The sequence below is a fragment of the Methylocaldum sp. MU1018 genome (assembly GCF_053646775.1).
This window is the reverse complement of record NZ_CM132195.1, coordinates 1,698,776-1,720,275: the sequence shown is the minus strand read 5'-3', so window position 1 is coordinate 1,720,275 and position 21,500 is coordinate 1,698,776. Positions and strand designations below refer to the sequence as shown.

Below are 21,500 nucleotides of genomic sequence, written 5' to 3'. Positions count from 1 at the left end.
AATCAGGCCGAATGCCGCTTGTAATGCGTATCATTCTTCCGTTCGGCGAGCAAAAAGATACGGTACAGCAACATGCCGGCGATGAAGCCGCCGAGATGTCCGAACCAGGCGACATCGGCGAAAGGTTCGCTGGAAGTAAGGCCGACGGTGACCTTGTAAAGCTGGATCATCACCCAGACGCCGAGAAAGGCGATGGCCGGCACCTCGACGAACCAGGGCAGGAAAAACATCCAGATCACTACGCGAGCATAGGGAAACAGGAAGTAATACGCGCCCATGACGCCCGCTATGGCGCCTGAAGCGCCTATTGTCGGAATATTGGAATGAGAGTTGGTATAAACGTGAACCGCCCCGGCGATCAAACCGCAGAGCAGATAAAAGGCCAGGAACCTGACGCTCCCCATGCGGTCCTCGACGTTGTCCCCGAATATCCATAGCAGCCAGAGATTGAGAACGAGATGGAGGGCGTTGCCGTGAATGAAGATACTGGTCACGAACGGCGTGTAATCGCCGACGGGAAAACCCACCCTGGCCGCCCACTCGGGGTTTATGTACCGGACCGGGACCAAGCCGTGCAGATTCAGAAAAAAGTACAAGTCCCGTTCGGACAGATGTTCGGTATAAGCGAAAACGGCCAGATTCAACGCAATGAGAGACCAGGTCATCCAAGGGGTGTACCGGACGGGAACGGTGTCGCGGTAAGGAATCATCGCTCTATCCTAAGCAGTCATTCGCCGAAGGTGCGCATTCGCCTCTCGCCGGCCTACTTTTCCCGCGCGCGGGCGCGGAAATCGATGAGCGCATCGGAAGCGCCGACCAGCGCGAGCCCGACGAAAGCATATTGAGGAACGAACATCAAGGCCAGGTACGGCGGCAACGACCAAATCCAGAACAGGCGCCGGATGGCGACCAGGCCGTGCACCACCGCGAGCCCCGCAAAGAAATAGACCATCACGGCCACCATAAGGAGATCGGCCACCAAAATCGGACTCACCGCCCCTCCCGCCCAAATCGCGCCGATGGCGGCGGGCAGAGCGAGCCGAGGCAATCGAAGACGCTGGAATTCGGGGCCGAATCCGCCGGGATTGAAGACTAGGGATTGCAGCCAACGGGCGCACAACAGGCTGAACATCAGGGCGATCCCGTAAAGCATGGCGATCAACCCGTTCATCAGGCGCAAGGTTCCGTCCCGCTCGAATCCTTGGACGGTGGCGCCGGGTACGGCGGCGACGGCCCGATTGAGCCACGCGTGCCAGAACGCGACGACATCGCCGGTCATCCAGTGCATTCCCAAAACGAACAAAGCGGCCGTCGATCCCACCACGAGCAGGGCCAATCCCTGAGATTCCGTGCGCCGCAGAGCTTCCGCACCGATCAGCAGCGGCAGCCAGAGCGCGAACACGACCGGAAAATTCAATCCGGGCCGAAGCGCCATGAGATACCAGCCGGCGCCGACTGCGACCGCGGCGCCCACCGCCACCATCGCGCCGTCCGGCCAGCCTTTGCGCAGCGCCGCCAAGCCGAGAGCGGCCGCGCTGAGCAAGGCGAACGGAAGGGCTTTCAACGACAAAATCCCGAACAAGCCGACGATGGCGATCGCATGCAGCCGGCTTCGCATGATGAAGGCGGCAAAATCACGCATCGTCGGACATCCGTTTTACGGCATCGATCGGGTTTCGGCCGGTCTGGGCCGAATTTTTGTTATTCTGCATAGCCTCGCTCATCCTCTTGATTCTTATTCAAAGATTTTTCCCGTCTCCGCCAGCGGGCCGTCTAGTCCTGCGCTCGCGCGGCGTGTCGATTTCTCTTTTCGCATGAATCTTACTGATTCTGACCCGAAAGACGAATAACTTTTTGCCCGGACAAGCGCGGCGCCGAACGGCCGCGATGTTTTGCCGCCGCGAATCGGAGTAAGATCGGCAGCCGCTTCTTTCCCGAACTGGATTTGCGATGAGCGACGACGAGATACGCGAATCGATGACGTTGCAGCCGGTGGCCGGCGGCGGCCTGCTGGATCGCCGGCTGTTTCTGAAAAAAGGTCTGGCGCTGGGCGCCGGCGCCGCGCTCGCCGGGCGCGCATCGCAAAGTCCGGCCGAGGAGCCGCCGCCCTGGATGAAATCGCCGGGCGAACCTTTCACCAATTACGGCCGGCCCTCGCCGCACGAGAAAGCGGCGATACGCTGGATATCGGCCAATTCCGGCGCGCCCGGCAACGGCATTTCCTGGACGCCGCTCCATAAACTCGAAGGCATCGTCACACCCAACGGCCTGCATTTCGAACGGCACCACAACGGCGTGCCGCAGATCGATCCGCACCGGCACCGCCTGTTGATTCACGGCTTGGTCGAAAGCGCGCTGACCTTCGGCATCGAAGACCTCTTGCGTTACCCGATGGTTTCCCGCCTCTGCTTCGTCGAATGCGGCGGCAACAGCAATGCCGGCTGGCACGAGGAGCCCATCCAGACGCCGGTCGGCTACTTTCACGGCCTGGCGTCGTGCAGCGAATGGACCGGCATTCCGCTCGCCGTCCTCCTGGAAGAGGCCGGGCTGCGCCCCGAGGCCCGTTGGCTCATCGCCGAAGGCGCCGACGCCGCCGCCATGAACGTCAGCATTCCCGTCGAAAAAGCCCTGGACGACGCCATGCTCGCGCTTTATCAGAACGGCGAGCGGCTGCGCCCGGAAAACGGTTATCCGCTGCGGCTGATCCTGCCGGGCTGGGAGGCGGTGCTCAGCGTCAAGTGGCTACGCCGCTTGCAGGCGGCGAACCGGCCGGTCATGGCCCGCAACGAAACCGCCAAATACACGGAACTGCTGCCGTCCGGCAAGGCCCGGCAGTTCACCTTCGTCATGGACGCCAAATCGATCATCACCTTCCCCTCGCCCGGCGAACATCTGCGCGGCCCCGGCCTCTACCAGATCAGCGGTCTCGCCTGGAGCGGCCGGGGTCGGATCGAGCGCGTCGAGGTGTCGGCCGACGGCGGACGCAGTTGGGCGGAAGCGGCGCTGCAGGAACCGGTTTTGCCGCAATGCTTCACCCGTTTCCGGCTGCCCTGGCGCTGGGACGGCTCGCCTCTGGTGCTCAAAAGCCGCGCCGCGGACGAAGCCGGCTATATCCAGCCGGAGCGCGCGGCGCTGATCGCGGAACGCGGGCGCCACGGCTATTTCCACTACAACGCCGTCGTCAGTTGGGCCGTGGCCGCCGACGGCAGCGTGAGCCATGTGTATGCGTAACCGCCGCCGCGGAAACGGGCCGCGGCGATGGGCTCCGGCGCTACTGTTGTTCGGCGTGTCGGCCGCGCTCGCCGCCGCGCCGGAAGGTCATCGCCTCGGCCGGCCCGCGACGCCGGAGGACATCGCCGGCCAGGACATCACAGTGTTCCCCGACGGCAGCGGACTCCCGCCCGGTCGGGGCAGCGCTCTCGAAGGCAAAGCCATTTACGATTCGGCGTGCGCATCCTGCCACGGACCCAAAGGCCTCGGCGGAAGCGCCGGTGAACTCGCCGGCGGCGGCTCTTTGACGGGTCCCCATCCGGACAAAAACATCGGCACTTACTGGCCTTACGCCACCACCCTGTTCGATTTCATTCGCCGCTCGATGCCGCTCGACGCTCCCCGCCGCTTGAACGAAAATCAGGTCTACGCCGCCACGGCTTACCTTTTGCACATCAACGGCATCATCGGCGAACGGGCGGAAATGAACGCCGACACGCTGCCTCGGGTCGCGATGCCGAATCGCGAGGGTTTCGTACGGATTTGGCGCGAAGAAAAATCGCCATGAAAACGCGGCCTCGGTCCGTGGGTATATCGCCGCCTCCTCCGGGAAACCGGGCTGATCGGCCGGGCGCTTTACCTCGAAGCCGGCCGCCGGCGTCCGCGGCACGGACATCGGCTGTTTCTTCGACGATCCGGTACATGAATTGCTCGGGCTTCGGGGCACGCAGTTTCAGAGCCTATATCACTTTACCGTGGGCCGTCCGATGATCGCCCCGCGCCTGGAAACCCTGCTGCCGCATGCTCGTTTGAACGCCGGACAACGACCGACAAACAGTAGAAACAATGAAGAAAAACCTCGAAATCGCACGACTCGACATCCATAAACTCGACGTGCCGCTGATTGCGCCGTTTACGATCGCCTCGTCGCGGCTGGATCATGTCCGTAACGTCGCGGTGCAAATCACGCTCGCGGACGGATCGGCCGGATGGGGCGAGACTCCGACTTTGCCGCCGGTCACGGCCGAGGATCAGGCGGTCGCGCTGAAAGCGCTATCGGACGAAGCCGACCGGCTACCGGGACGACAGGCGGGCGAATGGCGGCGGATTTCGGCCGAACTCCTCGAACGCATCCCGCATCTCCCATCGGTGCGGGCCGGCCTCGAGATGGCGCTGATCGACGCTTTGGCACGCAGTTGCAGGATTCCGCTATTCCAGTTTTTCGGCGGATTCCAAAACCGGCTCGCCACCGACATCACCATACCCATTTGTGCGGCCGAGGACGTGGAAGCGCTGGCTCGGCAATACCGCCGCGAAGGTTTCGAAATCCTCAAGATCAAGATTGGCCTCGACCGTTCGGACGATATAGACCGGCTCCTGGCCGTAAGGCGCGGGCATCCGGCCTGCCGTTTGATTCTGGACGCCAATGCCGGGTATTCGGCGGAAGAAGTGCTTGCCATGCTCAAAGAACTCCGCCTTGCCGGAATCGAACCCGCAATGCTCGAGCAGCCCGTCGCCCGGGAGGACTGGGACGGCCTTGGAAAGCTGGCACGGGAAGCCGGAGTGCCGGTGGCCGCCGACGAATCCTGTCGGACACCGGAGGATGCTCTCAGGATCGTACGGGATCGTCTCGCCCAGGTGATCAACATCAAACTGGTCAAGTGCGGCGTGGTCCAGACGCTCGAAATCGCCGCCATCGCCCGCGCCGGCGGGCTCGGCCTGATGATCGGCGGCATGGTCGAAACGCGGCTGGCCATGGGGTTCAGCGCGCATTTCGCGGCGGGTCTCGGAGGCTTCGAGTGGATCGACCTCGACACGCCCATGTTGCTCGCGGACGATCCGGTGGAAGGCGGCTGCAAACCGGCCGGACCGCATTATGAGCTGGATGCGGAAATCGCCGGACACGGGGGGCGGCTAAGCCGGTTCTGATGAACGTTCTGCCAGGAGTTTGAATGGATACGCGAGGCGTACCGCCAGGCTCTTTTCGGCGGGATGCGGAAACCGGAATTTCATGAGCGGGTTAGGCGCGCACCGGCACCGGCCGGACGTTGATCGACGCTCCGGCGAATCCGATGAAGCTCAGGAAACGAACGTGTCTTTATTCCGAGACTTCGTCCGTTCCGCATATTCCTGCTCGTTGCGATGCCACTTCGACCGACCGTAGAGATAACCCACGAAGGTCCAGACCAAAGCGCCCAATACGAGCCGGAACGGAAGATTGCCCTGGGTGCTGAAGACATCGCCGAACACCTGGTGCTGATAAACCACGGTCGAGAAAACGTACATGAACCCGCCCCATTGCAGCACGCCGTGAGTCCAGATGAAGTGACGCTTCCCGCGGGCTCGGGTTTGTTCCCATTGGGCCAGTTTCTTCGAAGTCCGGTGGTTGAGAGAAGTCTTCATGCGTTTTCGTGTTTCGGATAATACCCGCGGCCGACATCAGGCCCGGCGCAGCGGTGCGAGGCTTGCGAGCAGCGCGAGCGCTTCCAGCGCTTTGACCCGTTCGATTCGCGACGAGCTTTCGCTGCCGCCCAGGGCGAACGCCGGCACGTAAGTATACATTTCGTCCCAGCGCAAAGGACCCGCCGTTTCCCGGGCGGCTCGTACGCGTCCCGGCAGATGCGTTTGCGGAGCGAAATCGTCGGCCGTAAGCATGCGCGAAAAAAACCAGTCGGGATCGTCGACCGTTGTCATCGCGAGCGATTCATGCACCAGAACGAACCAGAACATCTCGCCGTCCCAAATGAACAAATCGCCGAATGCCGTCCGCGCCAGCACCTGCGCCTGCGGTTCGGAGGGAAACCAGGCGTGGGCCGCCGGCTGCCAATCGTCCGGATCGCAGAGCCATAAAACCTGGTCCTTATAGGAGCACCATCCCTCCTTGCGCAAAATTTCCAACATGACTCCCGGAATTCGGCCGGACAATCGCCCCTCGTCGGCGTCCTCGAAGGGCCGATAGGGATCTCCCGGACCGAAAACCTTCAGAAAGGTTTCCGATGTCGGTGCTTTGGTTCGACGAGCCATCTCGATTTCCTCACGTGGTCAGCGTAACGTTCATTCTCACCTGACGCCAAAATGCGCGCCTGACGTTCAGCCTGCGCATCGCGTCGCGGGTGTCGCGTTCGAGCTGATTGGCGAGATGAACGGGTTTTTCGAAGCCGCCCCAGTTTTTCCCGATATCGACATTGACCGCGCCGGACCCGAGGCCGGTCAACTGATCGTGACGCCCGCCCGCCACCTGGTCGGGGGAGTGCAAGGCGTGCTGGGTGCTCATCCACGCATCCACCTCCCGGCTCGCCGTGCTCTCGGCCAGACCGTTGCGCCGGGTAGTCGGGGAATACCGGGCAAACACCCCGGCCACGAACGCGGCGAGATGCGGATCGGCATTGATCGCGGAAACGACGGGGCCGCTCGCACTGATCCCTCGGGTCAGCCGCAATATCAGTTGGACACGGGTCCGGGCGCGGAGGTCCTGTTGCGCCTGGCGCGACTCGGGATGACGCCCGGAACCGGTAAACGCGCGCCGCTCGGCGAAACGCATGCGGTTGGCCAGCCAGTCTTCGACGACCATGGCGTTGATGGCGGACTGCTGCATGCCGAGTTGGCGGGCATACTCGCCGAGGTCTATGCCGGGGTAGGTGGTGAAGCGGACCCTGAGTGCGGGATCGATCCGGGCCGGCACGCGCACGCGGAGCGCGTCGAGGATATTCGCCAGAATCGGCCTGAGCGTCGCTTCGTTGGCTTCGATCCGCGCGTCGAGAGCTTCGCGTTGCGGCGTATCGATCTGGCGGGAGGCAGCCCGCCGCGCGTCCGCCTCGATACTTCGCGCGAGCGGCAGCGCCGCGCCGATCCAGCCCAGCACGCGACTCCTGGTCGTATCGTCATCAATGTCCCGCGCATCGGTGCGGAACTCGGCAAGATGTCGGGACAGCGGCTTCGGCGTGCTCGCCAACATGACTTCGGCCGATTCGCCGCGCACGTCGATCCAAAGGCGGTGTCCCTCCTCTCCGGCCGTAAATTGTAGGGTTTCGCCGATCTCCCCGTCGCCCGGACGGGTTTGCGGCGGCCCTGCCGCTCCCGCAGGCTGCGGCCCTCCGCCGGCCGCCAACCGTCCCAGCCGCCGAGCCTGCGCCACAATCCAATCCACCACCCGATCCAACGCCCGGTCTATGGGCTGTCGAACCCGGTTGACGATATTCACCACGGCGTCGCTGACGCGGCCGAGGCCGGCGATGCGCGCCAGGAAGCTGATCACCAGGGTGAGCAAGCCGGCCATGGTCCTTTCCACCCGGCTGGCGGCGGCCGCGATGACGCCGCCGGCGATGGCGGAAATCGAATCGATGAAGGACATGGCCACCTGGGCGATCTGGCGCAACCGCTCCACGAAGAACATGATGGTGTTGTAGGTGGCGATGATGGCCTGGATGAACGCCCCGGCGGGGTTTAGGCTGGTGACGAGGCGGGTGATCGCCGCCTGCACGATGTGGTCGCGGACGAAGGTCATGACCTGCTCCATGACCATCTCGCGCAGGTTGGAAAGGCTCTCCTGGATTTTTTCCCAGGCCGCGGCGGGCCCCTGCGTGACCAGGGCGACGACCAGGTCGAACCCGGTTTCGAGCGCCCGCACCGCGGTCTCGCCGATGACCCGCACCAGCTTCTGGCGGATGTTCTGCCAGGTGAGTCCCAAGACGCTCAGCACGAACTTGATGATTTCCCGCAGGGTGAAGGCTTGCGGAATATACACGCCCGCCCCGCTCAGGGTCCCCGTCAGCCAGTTGATCAGCGAGGTGCGGAGATGGGTCAGGAAATTGGCCGCGAACCGGCGGAAGCCCAGTACTCCCGCCCTGACCAGATTGCCGACGAATCCGATCGGATTCCGAATGATCGAGCGGAACGCCCCGGCGGCCCGCCTGATGTAAGGCATGGCGCCCGGAGCGACGACTTCGAAGATGATTTGCAGCAGATTCATCACCTGCTGCCCGGCCCAGGACATGAACTGGCCGAGGAAACCGGCGAACGCGCTGCCGACCTTAGCGAACGCCCGCGGCAGCAGCACGATGTCGGCGATTTCCAGCGATTGCAGGGTCGTGACGAACAAGACGGGAATCTGCCGCACGAAGCCCAGCAGCCCGCCCAGCGCGCTCTGGAACCAGGCCCAGGCCCTCGCCACGGCATTGGCGCGCTTCAGATTGTTCCACACTTCCTCTTGCCCGATCAGCTTCATGAAGCCGCCGATCAGCGTATCGGCGGTGCGCGGCACCGGGTCGCCGGTGATCGGGTCCTGCCCGAGCACGGCCTTCAACAGATCGTAGCCGCGGGTGCCCTCCGCCAGCCTCGCCAACGGGCGCAGGATCGCTTCCTTGATGAGCCGTAGGATGCCGCTGACGAGGCCGCCGGCAAAGCGGATGATCTGATCGATGGGCGCGGTGAATATGCGCTTGGCGCGGTTCCAGACGCCGCCCAGGTCGAAAATGTCCGTCCAGCTCAGAGAATCGAGAAACTGGTTGATCGCGTCCCGAATGACGGCTCCGGTCATGCCCAGCGCGCGGATTTGCTGCTCCACCCAAGTCCCGACCCGGTCGAACACGCCGTAATTGTCGAGCGCCTGAGTGATCAGTCCTCCGCCGGGGATGAACTCGATCAGCGCGCGAAGGATGTTGGCGGCACTCCGTTCCACCCGGCTCATGTTGATCGGATTCACCCCGAGAATGATGGTGAACATCCGGAAGCCGGGAATCAGATTGGCCTTGTCGGCAAAATAGTCGAGCGCGTCGCCGATGCCGAGACGCTGCACCTCCCCGGCCGGTGTCTGCTGGGTGACGCCGACGTCCTCGCTGCGCTGCACCGCGCCGCCCTGCTGGATGGTATGCGTCAGCTCGTGGGCGATCAGCTCCCGGCCTTCCTGGCTTTCCGGGCGGAACTGGTCCTTGCCGAAGAAAATATGATTGCCGACCGCGAACGCCTTGGCGTTCACCTGCCGGTTGAGCTTTGCGGCGTTGTCGCCGGTGTGCATGCGCACGTTGCCGAAATCGGCTTTGAAGCGGGGCTCCATGAAGCGGCGCACGCTGAGCGGCAAGGGCTGTCCGGCGGTCATGCTGTTCCGGATGTCGGCCGCGACGTTGGACGCCACATTCGGCTGGCCTTCCGCCTTGCGCTGGATCGTGTCCTCTTCCTTCTTGGTCTTGGCGAAAACACCGGAAGCGGCAAAACGCGCGATATAGGGCGACTCCAGCTTGGCCTGGAGCTTCTTTTCCTTTTCGTCCTTTTTGATTTGCCTGAATACGCCGCCGGAACCGGTTTTCACGTACGCGACGGAGCTATCCGGCACCGCCATGCGCATGATTTTTTTTGCGGTGACGTCGGCCTCCCGCTCCGCCGGATCCTTGGGAGAAGACACCTTCATGGCCGTCTGCACCCGCGGGGGCACATTGCGCACGGCTATCGGAGCGGCGGCAGCCGGCTGCACGGCCGCGGCGCGATTGACGGTCTTGGCGCGGGCGGTTTCCAAAGGTTCGAACTCAGGTTGATTTCGTCATGGTTGGGCTTTTCCATTCATAGCGTGCGTCCTTCTTTCAGAAGTTCGCGCCGTATGCCTTCCTCGATGTCTTCCAACAAGACGGTGTCGCTATGGCGGCTCAGGGCTTTCAGCGAGGCATATCGCACCACGTTCATGATGGTGCCGCCGGAGAGATCGTATTTCTCGGCGAGCTTGCCGAAATCGATCCCGTCCTCCAGCTTCGCTTTGCGCGAGAACGCGTTTTGCCAGATGCGAACCCGCTCCGAAGGCTTCGGCATCGGGAAGAAAATCACCGATTGGAAGCGGCGGATAAAGGCATCGTCGATGTTCGTTTTCAGATTGGAGGCGAGGATGACCACGCCGTTGAATTCCTCGATGCGCTGCAGCAAGAAACTGATTTCCTGATTGGCGTAGCGGTCGTGCGCGTCGTCCACCTTGGTGCGTTTCCCGAATAGGGCGTCGGCCTCGTCGAAAAACAAAATCCAGTTTTTGTGTTCGGCGGCGTCGAAGATTTTCGAGAGGTTTTTTTCGGTCTCGCCGATGTATTTGGAAACGATCATGCTGAGATCGATCTTGTAGACCTCGCATCCGCAATGCTTGCCGAGCAGGCAGGCCGACAGGGTTTTTCCGGTTCCGGGCGGACCGTGGAACAGGCTGGTGAAACCGGGCCGCAGTTTGTGGCTCATTTCCCAATCGTAGAGCAAACGCTGGCCGAACTCGATCCAATGCTTGATCTCGTCCAACTGCTCGCGGGTCGTCGCTGGCAAGATCAACTGATCCCAGTCCAGCTCGGTCTCGATCCGCCGCGCCGGAAAATCGCTGTTGAAACCCGGTTTCCGTTCCGTGCCTACGGTGAACCGGCAGAGACACTCGTCCGACAGGGTGAGCGCGCCGCTCAGCGCGGGCTCGCCCGAACCGGGCCGAGCGAGGCTCAAAAGGCCGTGGCGCGCAAAAACCTGGTTTTCCTCGAACAGCGCCATGAACTCGAAACGCGCGGCCAAGTCGTCGCCGGCCAGGATGAACAGCGCGGTCTCGCCGGTCGGGATGAACCCGCCGTGGGTATTGCCCTGCAGCCCGCCGAACTCGGTGAAACCCCGGCCGGTGGCTTCGCTCTTGCTCCACAGCACGTCCAGAAGCTGCGGGCGAATATGGGGAATCAGCGCCAGCAGGAGGACCAGACGCTCCGGGAAACCCAGCTCGTGCCGGCGGACGAATCGGGCGTAACCGGACGCGCTATCGCCTAAGTCGGGTGGATCGATGGCAAAAATCGTGTCGACGGCATCGCCCGTCCCGAAGTATTGCTTCAAGCGGGCGTCGAGAACCTCGGCGAACCAATCCAGCTCCCTGGATAGGTCGCGGGCGTTGTCCTTCAGGATGCCTGCCATTCCACGTATACCGGTTTTGTCATCCAGGGCGATTTCACGATGCCGATGCTCCAGGGCAGTTGGTCGAGCAGCATGTCGAAGGGACGGCTCTCCACCTGCAGCCGCCAGCCGGATTCTTCCTCGCGAATCAAGCCGCTGCGTTCCAGAAAGGAAGAGCGCAAACCCTGAATCGAGGTATTTTTCAAAACCTGCCAATAGCCGATGACCGATTGCAGCAGCGTCTCCGTTTCTTCCCGGTCGCGGGGCTCGATCAGCCCTTCGGCGACCGGCAGCGGCGTTTCAGGATGCAGGCCCAGCAAAATCTTGATGAACCCGAGCTCGTACTCGTAAACCGTCTCGCGGCCCGTGGCGAGATAGTGGAGCAAAGCCGCGGCCCGCGGCAGAACATGAAAGGCGAGTTCGGCGCCGCCCGCTTCTCTGAGGCCGGTATTTTCGAAAAGTCGCGGAATGAAGGGATGGAGGATCGCCAGCCCGACATGATTCGCCATCAACGGAAACTCGTCTTTTGCGGCGGTTTTTCCGAAGGAACGTTCCGGCAATACCGGCGCCGTTCGATGCCCCGATGCATCGCGGGACAACGGCGCTTCGCCTTCGTTATTCAACGGAACCGCTGGAGGTCTCCCTTCGGTTGCGAAAGACGATCCTGCGGCCTGCTCCGGACCGTCCGATCCGCCTGACCTCTCCTCCGTAAACAAGGCCGCGGAATCGGGCAGAGTGGACAGGGCGCTTCGGAAGGCGGCCAGCCGCTCCCCCGGCAAGATCTTCCCGATAGCAGCAAGGACATCAGGCAGGGCTCGTCGGCCCGACAGCGCCTCGGCGATCAAGGCCGCTGCCGCGGCCAAGCGCTCGTAGCGGGTGAGTTCCCCGGCGCTCTCCTCCAGCAGCCGGGTGATCGCGTGGGATAGCGCCTCATCCGATGCTTGAGATCCTAGCTCGAGAACCTCATTCAACCGCGCCGATAAGCGCTCTTCGGATATCAGTTGAACCAGCCGGAAATAAAATTCGTGCGATTCCGGCCGAGTGCGCAAGTGCTGCGCCAAGGAAAACCATTGCGTCCGGCAGATGTCGCCCAATTCCGCCGCGATGTCCGACGCCGGGGCGTGCGCGAAAAGCCACGACGCCGAGCCGGTGCGAAGATAATGCAGCAGCCCCTGGAACCGGCTTTCTCCGGTTCCGGCCTCGGTCCCCGCGATTCGGCCTTCGGCCGGCGCCGCTTGGCGTCCCAACGACCTAAGCTGCTCATCGAGCTGATTGCGGATCAAATCCGGAAGCTTTTCCGGCAACTGCTCCTCGGAGGGCAGGCTTATCCTCAGTTCGAGCTTGGGAATGTGGATCAGGCGGTCTCCTCCGGCGATTTCGTCGAAAGCGTTCTCGAGGACAGGCACGAGCCATTCTTCCCAGCGGTCCCGCAACAGCTTGCGGGTGGCAAAGGCTTCAGCCGTCGAACGGTTGCGCACCTGCCAGCGCAACCGGCGTATCCGATGGGTCGCCCGCGCCATCGGCAGGCTCACCGCTTCAGCATGGTGCCGATCACCCGCTTCAGATTGGCGTTGCCGGTGGCGGCGCTGATTCCTTCCAGACGGGTCTTCACGGAACCGAGCGCCTGCGCGTCGGTGACGGACGCCATGCTGTCGGCCACCACCTGCATGGCCTTGTAGCCGTCGCTGCCGGAAGAGACGTCCATGCCGGAGGAGGCCACGTAGCCGGCGGTGCGTTCGATGGATTTCGCCAACTCCGATTCCGCTTCCCTGAGCTGGGTTTCGATCTTCGCTTTCGCGTCGGACGTCAAATCCGGCCGGCTCGCCTGGCGTCTGAGGTAATCCGCCTTTTGCCGGTTGTATTCCGCCTCCTTGATCTGCAAATCGAGATATTCGTCCTGAAGCTTTCCGATGCTCATTCCGGCTTTGTCGACGCCGAGGTTCCGGTACACGTCGCTGACCATGGTGACGGAATCCTTGAAAACGTTGAGATACTCCTTCTGAAAGCCGAGCTGTTGAACGATTTCGCCCTTGAAATCCGCGAGCTTCACCTTTTCGAACACATCGAGCCGGTCCTTCAGGAATTTCTCGCGGGACGGCTGCATCTGTATCCCGTGATCCAGAATCCAGTCCGGCCTCAGCCCCGGCTTGCTCAGCACGGGCTCGTCCGTTTCCTCTTCCGCCGTATCGCAGCAGTAATAAGGCAGCATGAAATCGCCCACCACCGTCTTGTTGCCGTCGTAAACCAGCACGAAGGTGCCGCCCCGAACCACGCCGGCGTAATGTTCCAGTCCCGGATGGCGGGTAATGAACTTGCCGAACAAGAGCCGCTCGTCTTCCTTGTCCTCTTTGTTCTTGATGACCTCGTCGAGCCAGTCCAGCCACTGGACGTGAGTATTGGCAATCAGGGAGTCGAAAGGCGTGCTGAACTCGGTTCTGACCGCTTTACCGAGGTTGTACTTGAATTCGCCGGCCGCCCGGACAGTGTCGTTGAAGTCGTTCTTCCAGGACACGTCGCTCTTATATTGCGAATAGCTGCCGCCCAGCTTCGTGCGGACCGCGGCCGATTTTCCGGACACCGTGGCGTGTTTCTGAGCAGCGACGTCCTTGGCCGCCGGACCGTCGCTGTCCTCGATATATTTCGCCGCAACCGCGTCGTCGACCTGCTGTTTGAAAACGCCGCTGAACCGGCTCACTTCATCCAGTTGATGAAAAATTTCCTGCCGCAGCACGTAGTGGAAACGGTGAAGATCGGTGTAACGGATTCCCGGCTTCTTGACCACCTTGGTCTTGTCGGTGTCCAGCATGACCGAAGCGACGGTGAACGGGAGATTCCTGGAGGCGATTTCGCTTTCGATCGTCGCGATGGCCGAGGAAACGTTTTGCCCGAGATGTCCTTCGATCCGGAAGAACGAGAATCCCCCGATTTGAGCGGTCAGGGGGCTCGCGGCGGCGCCCTGCGCCCCGTAGGCTCCGGCGTTATAGGAATAATTGTGCGCGTCCAGGCCGCGCCGGTTCAAGCGGTAATTCCAGACCTTGTGTACGGGATTCGCGGCGTCGATTCGGTAGTAGTAGGGAATCGCCCGCTCTTCCAACGGCCGGTCCTCGAAACGGCTGGGCGTGATGCGGATGGCCGCGCTGCCGGTCGGAAGCTGAAACGTCCGGATCAGCGTATTCAGCTTTCGGGCAAGGAATTTCGCGTGGCTCAGCCGATCGGACGTCCGGCTGGTCAGCGGCGAGGGATAGAACCCCGTACGGTTCTCGTCCGGGTTCGTGCCCGGGATCAGATTTCCGAGCAGGAGGTGTTTCGGAAAGCTGTCGATATCCGGATTGCAGCACGCGGTATCGCCGAACAACCGATCGAGAAAATCGTTGTAGGTCTCGGCCAGATCCTTCAGGAAATCGTAGTAGTACTGGATGCCGGCATGCGACGAGCCGAACCGGGTCTTCAACTCATCGAGCCGCGTGCTCCAGGCCGGCGCCGGATCGGCGGCGAAAACCTCGCCGAGGAAAGCGGAACAATGGGGATAGAGCTTCGCCAGCTCGGCCGACAGTTTGTTGTGAACGGCGTTGCAGGCGGAGCGATAGGCTTGGGCGACTTGGCCGGGCGTAGCGACCGCCGCGGAAAACAGGGCGCGGTCGACCGCTACCGGACTTAGCGCGCGGCTCGCCTCGTCGGGCGTCGCGATGCCGCTTTTCAGCGCGCCGAGAGAGGATTTGTCGACCAGCAGCAGCTTGACCGTGTCGACATAATGCCGGCCCAAATTGTCGCAATCGGTGCCGGAGCACAGATCCTCGTCCTTGACGTAGCTTTCCATGTAGAGCACGGCCGCCATATCGGCGAGCGCGCTCCCGGTGTCCGTGCCGAATTGCGTCAATGAAGCCGCGCGATTGTCCTCCACGCCGGCGGCGACCAATTCGTATAGCGGGATCATGGTTTCCCCGCTATAAAACGGCGCATATTTCGGCATCGATTCGTCGTAGCGCTTGTACTTGTCGTACACGGTATCGGCATCGATGCGCAGCAGGTCGCCGTCGGTGGTGATGCCCAAGCCTTGGGTCAGCGTCACCGCACCGGATTGCGCCGTAATCCGCAGCCCGCACACGACGCCTACGCCCAACACCTTCGCCCGGGTCAGACGGCCTTGATCGCCCAAGTAGCCGGCGATGCTGTTGAGCTGATCGTGGGTCAGCACCTGATCCTTTTCGAACACGCTGTAGCCGGTCGAGATTTGCTCGAGGCTCTTGAATACTTCGGTCATAGCAGGGTTCCTTTTTGGGAACGATGATTAAGCTTCGCGATTCAGGGTGCCGATCGCCGTTCGTCCCAGGACGAACTTCGCTTGCGACTCGTCGGCGGTGCAGTCGTGCAGGCTCTGGGACGGGTAGACGTTCCTGACGGAGAATAGCGTTTCGATGAACGCCCCGAGCTTCTCTTTCCGTTGCGCGAACTCCCGTCCGGGCTTGAGGTAGATCCAGTCCCGGTAAAGCTTTTCGAATGCGGCCATGGCCTCCTTGTCGATCCAGCAAATCTTCGGCAGGATGTGGGCCGGCGTTTCCTCGCGGATCACCTGCTCCGCGAAGCGCCTGAAATCCATGTTGCCGAACCGGCTGCCGTAGGCCGGCAGGATAATATGGACACGATAGGAGTAAGGATCGGCTTCCGCGCAGTCGGTGCAATTGGGGTCCGGACAAATGGGCAGAAACGGATCGTCCGCCTGTTCCGGCCGCAGCAGGATGTTCTCGATCAGATACATCCCTTCGTCGCTGTAATTGACGCGGAGATATTCCATGGTTTCGTCGATCGCGGCGTTCATGGCCTCCTCGGTTTCGAAATACTCGATCCGCCGCGCGATCACCTCGCCGGTGCCGTCCACGATATTGAAATAATGCTTGCCGCTCACGGTGGTCTTGCGCTGATAGCCCGCCGGCGTCTGCGCGAACTGGATGGCGCGCCGCATCTCCTCCCTGGCCAGTGACGGAGTGGCGTACTTGGTGCTGCTGCTCAGGATGATCTCGCCGGTATCCTTCTTGCGGATGCGGAAGCGGAATTCGTCCACGGGGTTGGCATCCACTTCGGCATAGATGTCGTAGGCGATATCGCCGAGATTGCGCCGGTTGTGGTTGCGGATGCCCAGGAGTTTGGCCAGCCGGCGCTCCAGCCCCGAAACGTTGTCCGAATTCCACAGCGATTCGTCGTCCTTCAGGCTGTAGTCGTAGGCCAGGCACCGTTCGCTGCCGATGGCGGGATAGGCGTTCAGAAATTCGCACTTGTACCCGATCAGGCTTTCCGGACTGGCGCCGAAGGCCGAGTGCATGATGTGGGCGAACTCGGTGAACCGCTCGGCGAAACGGGCGATCAGATGATCGAGAAACCGGTTGCGCCGGCCGCTGCGCACCGTTTGATCCTCGGCGAGACCTTCCAGTGCGGCGAGCGGATCGTCCGCTCCGTAGATTTTCTTATACTCGGCGAAAGTGTCGACGACCTGGCAGAAATAGGTGCGGTGCAGGCCGGGATCGCGCGAAAACAGATCCTTCACCCGCCCCAACTGGGCGAGATAATTGGCCATCAACTGATCGAAGAACAGCAGATAGGCCTTCAATTGATAGGCCAAGGCCTGTCTCCGGTCGTCGGCGGGCCCGCTCAAACCGGCCTCGCTCAAGCCGTAAACGGCCGGGAAATGATTCTGGAACGAATAGTAGCTGTCCGGCCGGCGGTATGTGCCCAGGGGAATGTCGAAATCGTAGGCCGTCTCCGTTTCCGCCTTGGCCGTGGCCTCGCCCCGGAGTTCGTCCAGATACCCGCTCGTCTTCGCGGTATCCGCCACTACGGGCATGTTCCGCTTGTAGAACACCAGCCGTGATCGATCGTTGTCCAGCACGGCCTTTTTCCCGGACGCCACCGCCACGATCCACTTGTTCACCAGCGGTTCCGTGAGCCCCTTCGGATTGACGACGATATCCCGCACCGCGCGGACGCCGTCGATGTCCATGATGATGCCGATGATGTCGGAAAGGCGGATTTCGGTGCGAAGGTCCGCCTCTGCCAGTTCCGCGTCGTCGATGAAGCCGCAGGCGAGCGCCGGTCCGTCGAAAATTTCGTCCACGGCATAGGCGGCGCCGTCCGCCTTGCGGCGTTCCAGCATCTCGCTCAGGGTATAGTTCCGGACCGGCGGCGAAAGATACTCCTGAACCTTGAACAGAATTTCCGCCTTGGCCCTGGCCGTGTCCGCTTCGGGCGCCAATTCCAGTTCGGCGCACAACAGGAACGGCTGTTCGTCGACGATCCGGAAATCGACGAAGTCTTCGCACAGGTTACGGTTCGCCTGAAGCGTTTTTTCGACCCGTTCGAGCACGTCCTGCCTGGCGCCCTCTCCGGTGATGCCGTCCATGCATTCGATGGTCACGCTGTAAAGGCCGCTCAGGCTTATTTCCGCGATGCCGGGCAGGCCCGGATTTTCGCGCAACAGTTCTCCTTTCACCGTATCGGCGTAGCAGCTGAGGCTCGCGGGCTGAATCCAGGCGTTTTTCACGCCCTTGAGGTCGATCAGGAGCTTCCGGTAATCGGAGACGGTCAGCGGACGGTTGGGCAGGATTTGGCGGGCGGTGAAAAATTGCGCTTTCATCGCCTCCGCATTGTTTTTCTCGCTCGCCAGGAGATCCCGGATCGGATAGGACGCCCGATAGCCTAAATCGGTGAGCGCGTAACAGAGAAGCTCGAGGACGGTGATGCCGGGATCGTGGACGTTGTAGTCGGTCCAGACCCGGCTGGCCAGGCACTGCACGTGCTTCAGCCCGATCGCGTAGAGCTGCTGCTGGTCGAGAGCGGCCTCTTTGGTAGCGTTCTTCGGAATGGTGAGTTGACGCAGCATGGCAGGCTAAGGTCCCTCGCTCACGATATGGGTTTCCGCCGAGACCAGAATGGCGTCCGGCGTCGCAGGCTGCACCTCGTCGAGATCCAGGCGGCTGCCGGCCTCTCCCGCATAGCTGTAGAGCTTGAAATCGGTGACGTAATCGACGTAATCCCGCTCCTCGACGAAATCCAGCAGGACCGACTTGTAGATCTTGCCTCCGAAGGAAATCTCGCGCTCCGCATCGTAAGCCCAGGGCGACAGAAACCGGATCAGCGCCTGCTTCAGTTGCTCGGCGTAATAATTGAACTCGTATCCGCTGCGGAAACGCACCTTGAAGTCCAACTGGACTTTCTGATAGCTCGGGTTCTTGACCTTCACCTTGACCTGCATGCCCGCCCGCTCCTGCACATGGGCCGTGATTTGGTCGATCGTGGCGGCATCCACCTTCGGTTGCAGCGGATCCATGGCGTTCTTGTTCTTGAGGTCCGGAATCACGATCAAGAGCACGTGGCCGGGCGCCAGCCAGGAACCCTCCTTGGCATGAGGGATGCACTTCACCTTGTGCACGCCGGGAAACGCTTCGAGCACGATCCGCTCGTAATCCCATGCGGTGATGCAGCGGTTCTTGTGGCGCAACCGCTCGGAAACGCGGGTGTGGAAGGCATCGCCCGATTCGACGGCCCGGCCTCCGAAAGAGGCGTAAGGCTGCTTCACGGTCTTCACGGCCGATAGTCCGGTCTTCAGCTTGCCTATCTTGCCTTTTTCCAGGGCGCTTCCGAGGTGATCGGGATCGTTCCCCCGATCGACGAACCGGACCTCGATGGCGCCGGCAGCGACCTGGATCAACCGACAAACGGCGTTCACATCCTCTGCAACCGCGGCTTTGATCCAGATGCGGCCGCTCGGCAGCCGCGTATGGACGGTGGTCGCTTCGGCCGGAATGACGAATTTGACGATGCCGCTGGTGCGCAGGTGCCCCGTCGAATCCGAGACGACCTCGCGGCTGCCGAGCGGTTTCCAATAGTTGTCGCACAGGACGGACCAGGCGATGTCTTCCCGCGCCGAATCGGGATCAGCGCTGCCCTCGGCGACCTGGAACAGAACGCTGACGCTGTCGCCGGGATTCAGGTCGGTAAACCCGATGAGCAGTTCGCCGGCGTTTCGGTAAATCGGAAGCAGCGAAACCGCCTTGTCAACGAGGAATTCGAACTGCGCGCGCTGGTAGCCGTGCTCCAGCATCCGCCCGGAATCCGCCACATGGAAGAACTGAACGTCGGCATTGGCGAAATCGTCCAGGGAATCCGTGCCGATGCCGATTCGATCGGTATAGGCTTTGTAGGACAGCGAAATACTCTGCACGGTCGGGGTATAGGGCTCGTTCAAAACGATCAGATCGCCCCCTTCCCGGCTGTATTTCATCACGTTCTCCACATATTTCTTGCGGTATTCGGCGTGGAGAAAGCTTTTTTCCAGGGAAAAGGTCATAAAGCCCTGCCGCGGTTCCGGCGGCGCGGACTTGTAAGCCGTCATCACGGGTTTCCGGAACACGTATCGGTCTGCCGCCTTGGCCGCCCAAAGGCTTCCGGCCACATTCAGGGCATAGATCTTGAACCCGTCCGAAACGGACGACGACACCGAAACGCTTCCCGGCGAAAAAACCAGCGTGTGTTCGGAGCCGGCATTGGCGGATTCGAACAGGGGCACGCCGTAGCGGGTCTCCTCCCAGCTCCCGCCGTCTTTGAAAACGACGCTCGCCGTGAAGTACGAGTTGCCTATGCTGCTGTTCCCGTAATGCTGATAGTGGGTCGAAAAGTTCGCCGGAGCATCTTTCCATTGCACGCCGATCTTGATTTCCGACAGCTTTTTCGAGAACGCCTCGTCGTATCCCACCATGAAGCGCGACCCTTTGCCGGGCTGCGGCCCGAACGGCAGGAACGCCTTTTTCGGATCGAGAACGCCGCCGTCGCTTTCCAGGTTCAACGACGCGATGTTGTCGACTTTCACCAGAATGGCGGCGTTTTGCAGCGTGACGTTTTGGAAGTCGAGATAGCCGACGCCGCCCGTCCTCAGCAATACCTGCACGATGGGCGCACGGGCGGCATAGTCATAGCCGTGGATCGCCGCATCGTAGTCGATCACGGCTTTTTCGGTTTCCGGCACGGTGACTTCGAAACCGAGCACATCGTCCTCGCTTATGGCAGGCGAGACGACAAAAGGCCCCAGCCAATTCTTTTCGCCGGTGATGAATACTTCGAAAGCGTTTTCCAAAGATGCGTCGTTCAATCGGGCGCGGTCGACATTGCCGAGACCGAGGCTCACCGTGATCTTCCGAAGTCCCTCTTTCATCCGCAGCACCGGCGACGCCAGGGCGAACCCGACTTCCGCCTGCGGCAAATCCGCATGACCGAAGCCGTGCCACTTGGGCTCGTCGCCTTGCAGCTCGCCGCCCACGCCGTCGGAAGAATCGGCGATAGGCGCATAGCGGACGACGCCCCGCCCGCTCTGGTCGAGAAACAGCGAGCGCAGGGAATCGACTTTGGCTGAATTGACGACGGTTTCGCCGGTCGGCGCGTAGATCATCTCGACGCCGGTGGCGTCCTTGCCCGCCGAGAAGAGATGTTCCGGACCGATCTTCAGCGGGGCGGCATTCTTGTTCAGTTCGATCAAGAGGTGAGCCTTGTCGGGCTCGGATGGCTTCTTGGCGAAACGCAGGACTTCCCGGTACTGGAAATCCAGATGGCGGCCGGTCAGACGATTGATGAGCTCCTGCGGCAGCTTGTAGAGTTCGAGAAATGCGAGAAACAGCGCCAGATGCGGCGTCACGCTCGCGTCCTCGCGCGCGAGCAGCCGCCCTATCGCCTTTGCGTTCTCGGGAAAGAACGAACTCCAGTCGCCTGCCGCAGAGTCCGGATCGTTCCGGTAGTAATTGATGCCTTTCGCGAGGTTCCTGGCGAAGAGCAGCAGTTCTTCCGTGCTGCGCTCGTCCACGTCGGCGAAATGGACTCCCAGCTCTTCGGGCATGCGCTCGCTCTGGCTTTGCCCGAGCTGGAAAATCATGTTTTGTATGATGTCTTTCTCGGCCATCGTTTTAGCCGGCTAAAAATCCACGGTGCTTCTGAGCTCGTTGCCGTCGCCCCGGTAGAAGGGATAAACCAGGTTGAAGCGCGAATTGGTGGCCTTGACGGCGTATTCCAGAACGAGACCGATCCTGCCTTCGGATTGCATCGACGTGTCCAGCTCCAGCGAAAGCACATTGATCCGCGGTTCGTAGATCAGAATCTGGGTTTTCACCCGGTCGGTCAGAAAGGTTTTCATCGTGGTGCCGATCGGCTCGAACAGCATCCCCTGCATATCCAGGCCGTACTTGGGTTTGAAAAAGCGTTCGCCCAGCACGGTCCCGAACAGGATCTTCAGGCTCTCCGCGACATCCTGCTCGTCGGACACCATCGCGACTTCGCCGGTCTCCGCCACGAACTCGGGCGGAAAGCTCCAGCCGCTCCCCAAAAACGAGGTGTGGACCGTATCGTGTTCGTCGTTTTTCATGCTTGGCCGTTCC

At 61.6% G+C, this 21,500-nt stretch carries 14 protein-coding genes; 3 read left to right on the top strand and 11 right to left on the bottom strand.

Annotated features, from left to right (window positions below):
• Positions 1-2 precede the first annotated feature (2 nt).
• Complete coding sequence (locus ACWJKU_RS08025) at positions 3-710, bottom strand: rhomboid family intramembrane serine protease (protein WP_454147493.1); 708 nt, start codon at positions 708-710, stop codon at positions 3-5.
• 53 nt (positions 711-763) lie between these two features.
• Positions 764-1,642 (bottom strand): hypothetical protein, encoded by an 879-nt coding sequence (locus ACWJKU_RS08020; protein ID WP_454147491.1) that lies wholly within the window; start codon positions 1,640-1,642, stop codon positions 764-766.
• A 308-nt stretch (positions 1,643-1,950) separates the two neighbouring features.
• On the opposite strand from ACWJKU_RS08020, the gene soxC reads away from it, so the two are divergent.
• From soxC to ACWJKU_RS08005, 3 genes are all read left to right on the top strand, one after another.
• Positions 1,951-3,231: a sulfite dehydrogenase gene (soxC, locus tag ACWJKU_RS08015; protein WP_454147489.1), complete on the top strand. Its 1,281-nt coding sequence runs from the start codon at positions 1,951-1,953 to the stop codon at positions 3,229-3,231.
• On the top strand, positions 3,224-3,778 hold the full coding sequence (locus ACWJKU_RS08010; RefSeq protein WP_454145242.1) for a c-type cytochrome: 555 nt from the start codon (positions 3,224-3,226) through the stop codon (positions 3,776-3,778). The genes soxC and ACWJKU_RS08010 overlap by 8 nt, the downstream gene beginning before the upstream one ends.
• A 278-nt stretch (positions 3,779-4,056) precedes the next feature.
• Positions 4,057-5,139, top strand: a complete 1,083-nt coding sequence (locus ACWJKU_RS08005) for a dipeptide epimerase (protein ID WP_454147487.1) — start codon at positions 4,057-4,059, stop codon at positions 5,137-5,139.
• 150 nt (positions 5,140-5,289) lie between these two features.
• On the opposite strand, the gene ACWJKU_RS08000 is transcribed toward ACWJKU_RS08005, so the two are convergent.
• Genes ACWJKU_RS08000 through ACWJKU_RS07960 form a run of 9 tightly spaced genes read right to left on the bottom strand, consistent with a single transcriptional unit; the run spans position 5,290 to position 21,487 of the window.
• Entirely contained in the window at positions 5,290-5,613 is a 324-nt protein-coding gene (locus ACWJKU_RS08000) for a hypothetical protein (RefSeq protein ID WP_454147485.1), read from the bottom strand.
• A gap of 36 nt (positions 5,614-5,649) precedes the next feature.
• Positions 5,650-6,234 (bottom strand): GAD-like domain-containing protein, encoded by a 585-nt coding sequence (locus tag ACWJKU_RS07995; RefSeq protein ID WP_454147483.1) that lies wholly within the window; start codon positions 6,232-6,234, stop codon positions 5,650-5,652.
• A 10-nt stretch (positions 6,235-6,244) separates the two neighbouring features.
• Positions 6,245-9,718, bottom strand: coding sequence for an eCIS core domain-containing protein (locus ACWJKU_RS07990; protein WP_454147481.1), 3,474 nt, complete (start codon positions 9,716-9,718; stop codon positions 6,245-6,247).
• A 44-nt stretch (positions 9,719-9,762) separates the two neighbouring features.
• On the bottom strand, positions 9,763-11,112 hold the full coding sequence (locus tag ACWJKU_RS07985; protein WP_454147479.1) for an ATP-binding protein: 1,350 nt from the start codon (positions 11,110-11,112) through the stop codon (positions 9,763-9,765).
• A complete protein-coding gene (locus tag ACWJKU_RS07980; protein WP_454147477.1) occupies positions 11,097-12,611 on the bottom strand; it encodes a contractile injection system tape measure protein in 1,515 nt (504 codons plus the stop codon). The genes ACWJKU_RS07985 and ACWJKU_RS07980 overlap by 16 nt, the downstream gene beginning before the upstream one ends.
• A gap of 8 nt (positions 12,612-12,619) precedes the next feature.
• Positions 12,620-15,352, bottom strand: coding sequence for a hypothetical protein (locus ACWJKU_RS07975; RefSeq protein WP_454147475.1), 2,733 nt, complete (start codon positions 15,350-15,352; stop codon positions 12,620-12,622).
• A gap of 27 nt (positions 15,353-15,379) precedes the next feature.
• Positions 15,380-17,962 carry a hypothetical protein gene (locus ACWJKU_RS07970; RefSeq protein ID WP_454147473.1) on the bottom strand — a complete coding sequence of 861 codons (2,583 nt, stop codon included), beginning with the start codon at positions 17,960-17,962 and terminating at the stop codon, positions 15,380-15,382.
• Between the two features lie 6 nt (positions 17,963-17,968).
• On the bottom strand, positions 17,969-21,028 hold the full coding sequence (locus tag ACWJKU_RS07965; protein ID WP_454147471.1) for a baseplate J/gp47 family protein: 3,060 nt from the start codon (positions 21,026-21,028) through the stop codon (positions 17,969-17,971).
• A 12-nt stretch (positions 21,029-21,040) separates the two neighbouring features.
• Positions 21,041-21,487: a GPW/gp25 family protein gene (locus ACWJKU_RS07960; RefSeq protein ID WP_454147469.1), complete on the bottom strand. Its 447-nt coding sequence runs from the start codon at positions 21,485-21,487 to the stop codon at positions 21,041-21,043.
• Positions 21,488-21,500 lie beyond the last annotated feature (13 nt).

What these genes read in the sequence shown, in the direction of transcription:
- ACWJKU_RS08025 (WP_454147493.1), bottom strand. Translation starts at nt 710, where the DNA reads ATGATTCCTTACCGCGACACCGTTCCCGTCCGGTACACCCCTTGGATG.
- ACWJKU_RS08020 (WP_454147491.1), bottom strand. Translation starts at nt 1,642, where the DNA reads ATGCGTGATTTTGCCGCCTTCATCATGCGAAGCCGGCTGCATGCGATC.
- soxC (WP_454147489.1), top strand. Translation starts at nt 1,951, where the DNA reads ATGAGCGACGACGAGATACGCGAATCGATGACGTTGCAGCCGGTGGCC.
- ACWJKU_RS08010 (WP_454145242.1), top strand. Translation starts at nt 3,224, where the DNA reads ATGCGTAACCGCCGCCGCGGAAACGGGCCGCGGCGATGGGCTCCGGCG.
- ACWJKU_RS08005 (WP_454147487.1), top strand. Translation starts at nt 4,057, where the DNA reads ATGAAGAAAAACCTCGAAATCGCACGACTCGACATCCATAAACTCGAC.
- ACWJKU_RS08000 (WP_454147485.1), bottom strand. Translation starts at nt 5,613, where the DNA reads ATGAAGACTTCTCTCAACCACCGGACTTCGAAGAAACTGGCCCAATGG.
- ACWJKU_RS07995 (WP_454147483.1), bottom strand. Translation starts at nt 6,234, where the DNA reads ATGGCTCGTCGAACCAAAGCACCGACATCGGAAACCTTTCTGAAGGTT.
- ACWJKU_RS07985 (WP_454147479.1), bottom strand. Translation starts at nt 11,112, where the DNA reads ATGGCAGGCATCCTGAAGGACAACGCCCGCGACCTATCCAGGGAGCTG.
- ACWJKU_RS07980 (WP_454147477.1), bottom strand. Translation starts at nt 12,611, where the DNA reads ATGGCGCGGGCGACCCATCGGATACGCCGGTTGCGCTGGCAGGTGCGC.
- ACWJKU_RS07975 (WP_454147475.1), bottom strand. Translation starts at nt 15,352, where the DNA reads ATGACCGAAGTATTCAAGAGCCTCGAGCAAATCTCGACCGGCTACAGC.
- ACWJKU_RS07970 (WP_454147473.1), bottom strand. Translation starts at nt 17,962, where the DNA reads ATGCTGCGTCAACTCACCATTCCGAAGAACGCTACCAAAGAGGCCGCT.
- ACWJKU_RS07965 (WP_454147471.1), bottom strand. Translation starts at nt 21,028, where the DNA reads ATGGCCGAGAAAGACATCATACAAAACATGATTTTCCAGCTCGGGCAA.
- ACWJKU_RS07960 (WP_454147469.1), bottom strand. Translation starts at nt 21,487, where the DNA reads ATGAAAAACGACGAACACGATACGGTCCACACCTCGTTTTTGGGGAGC.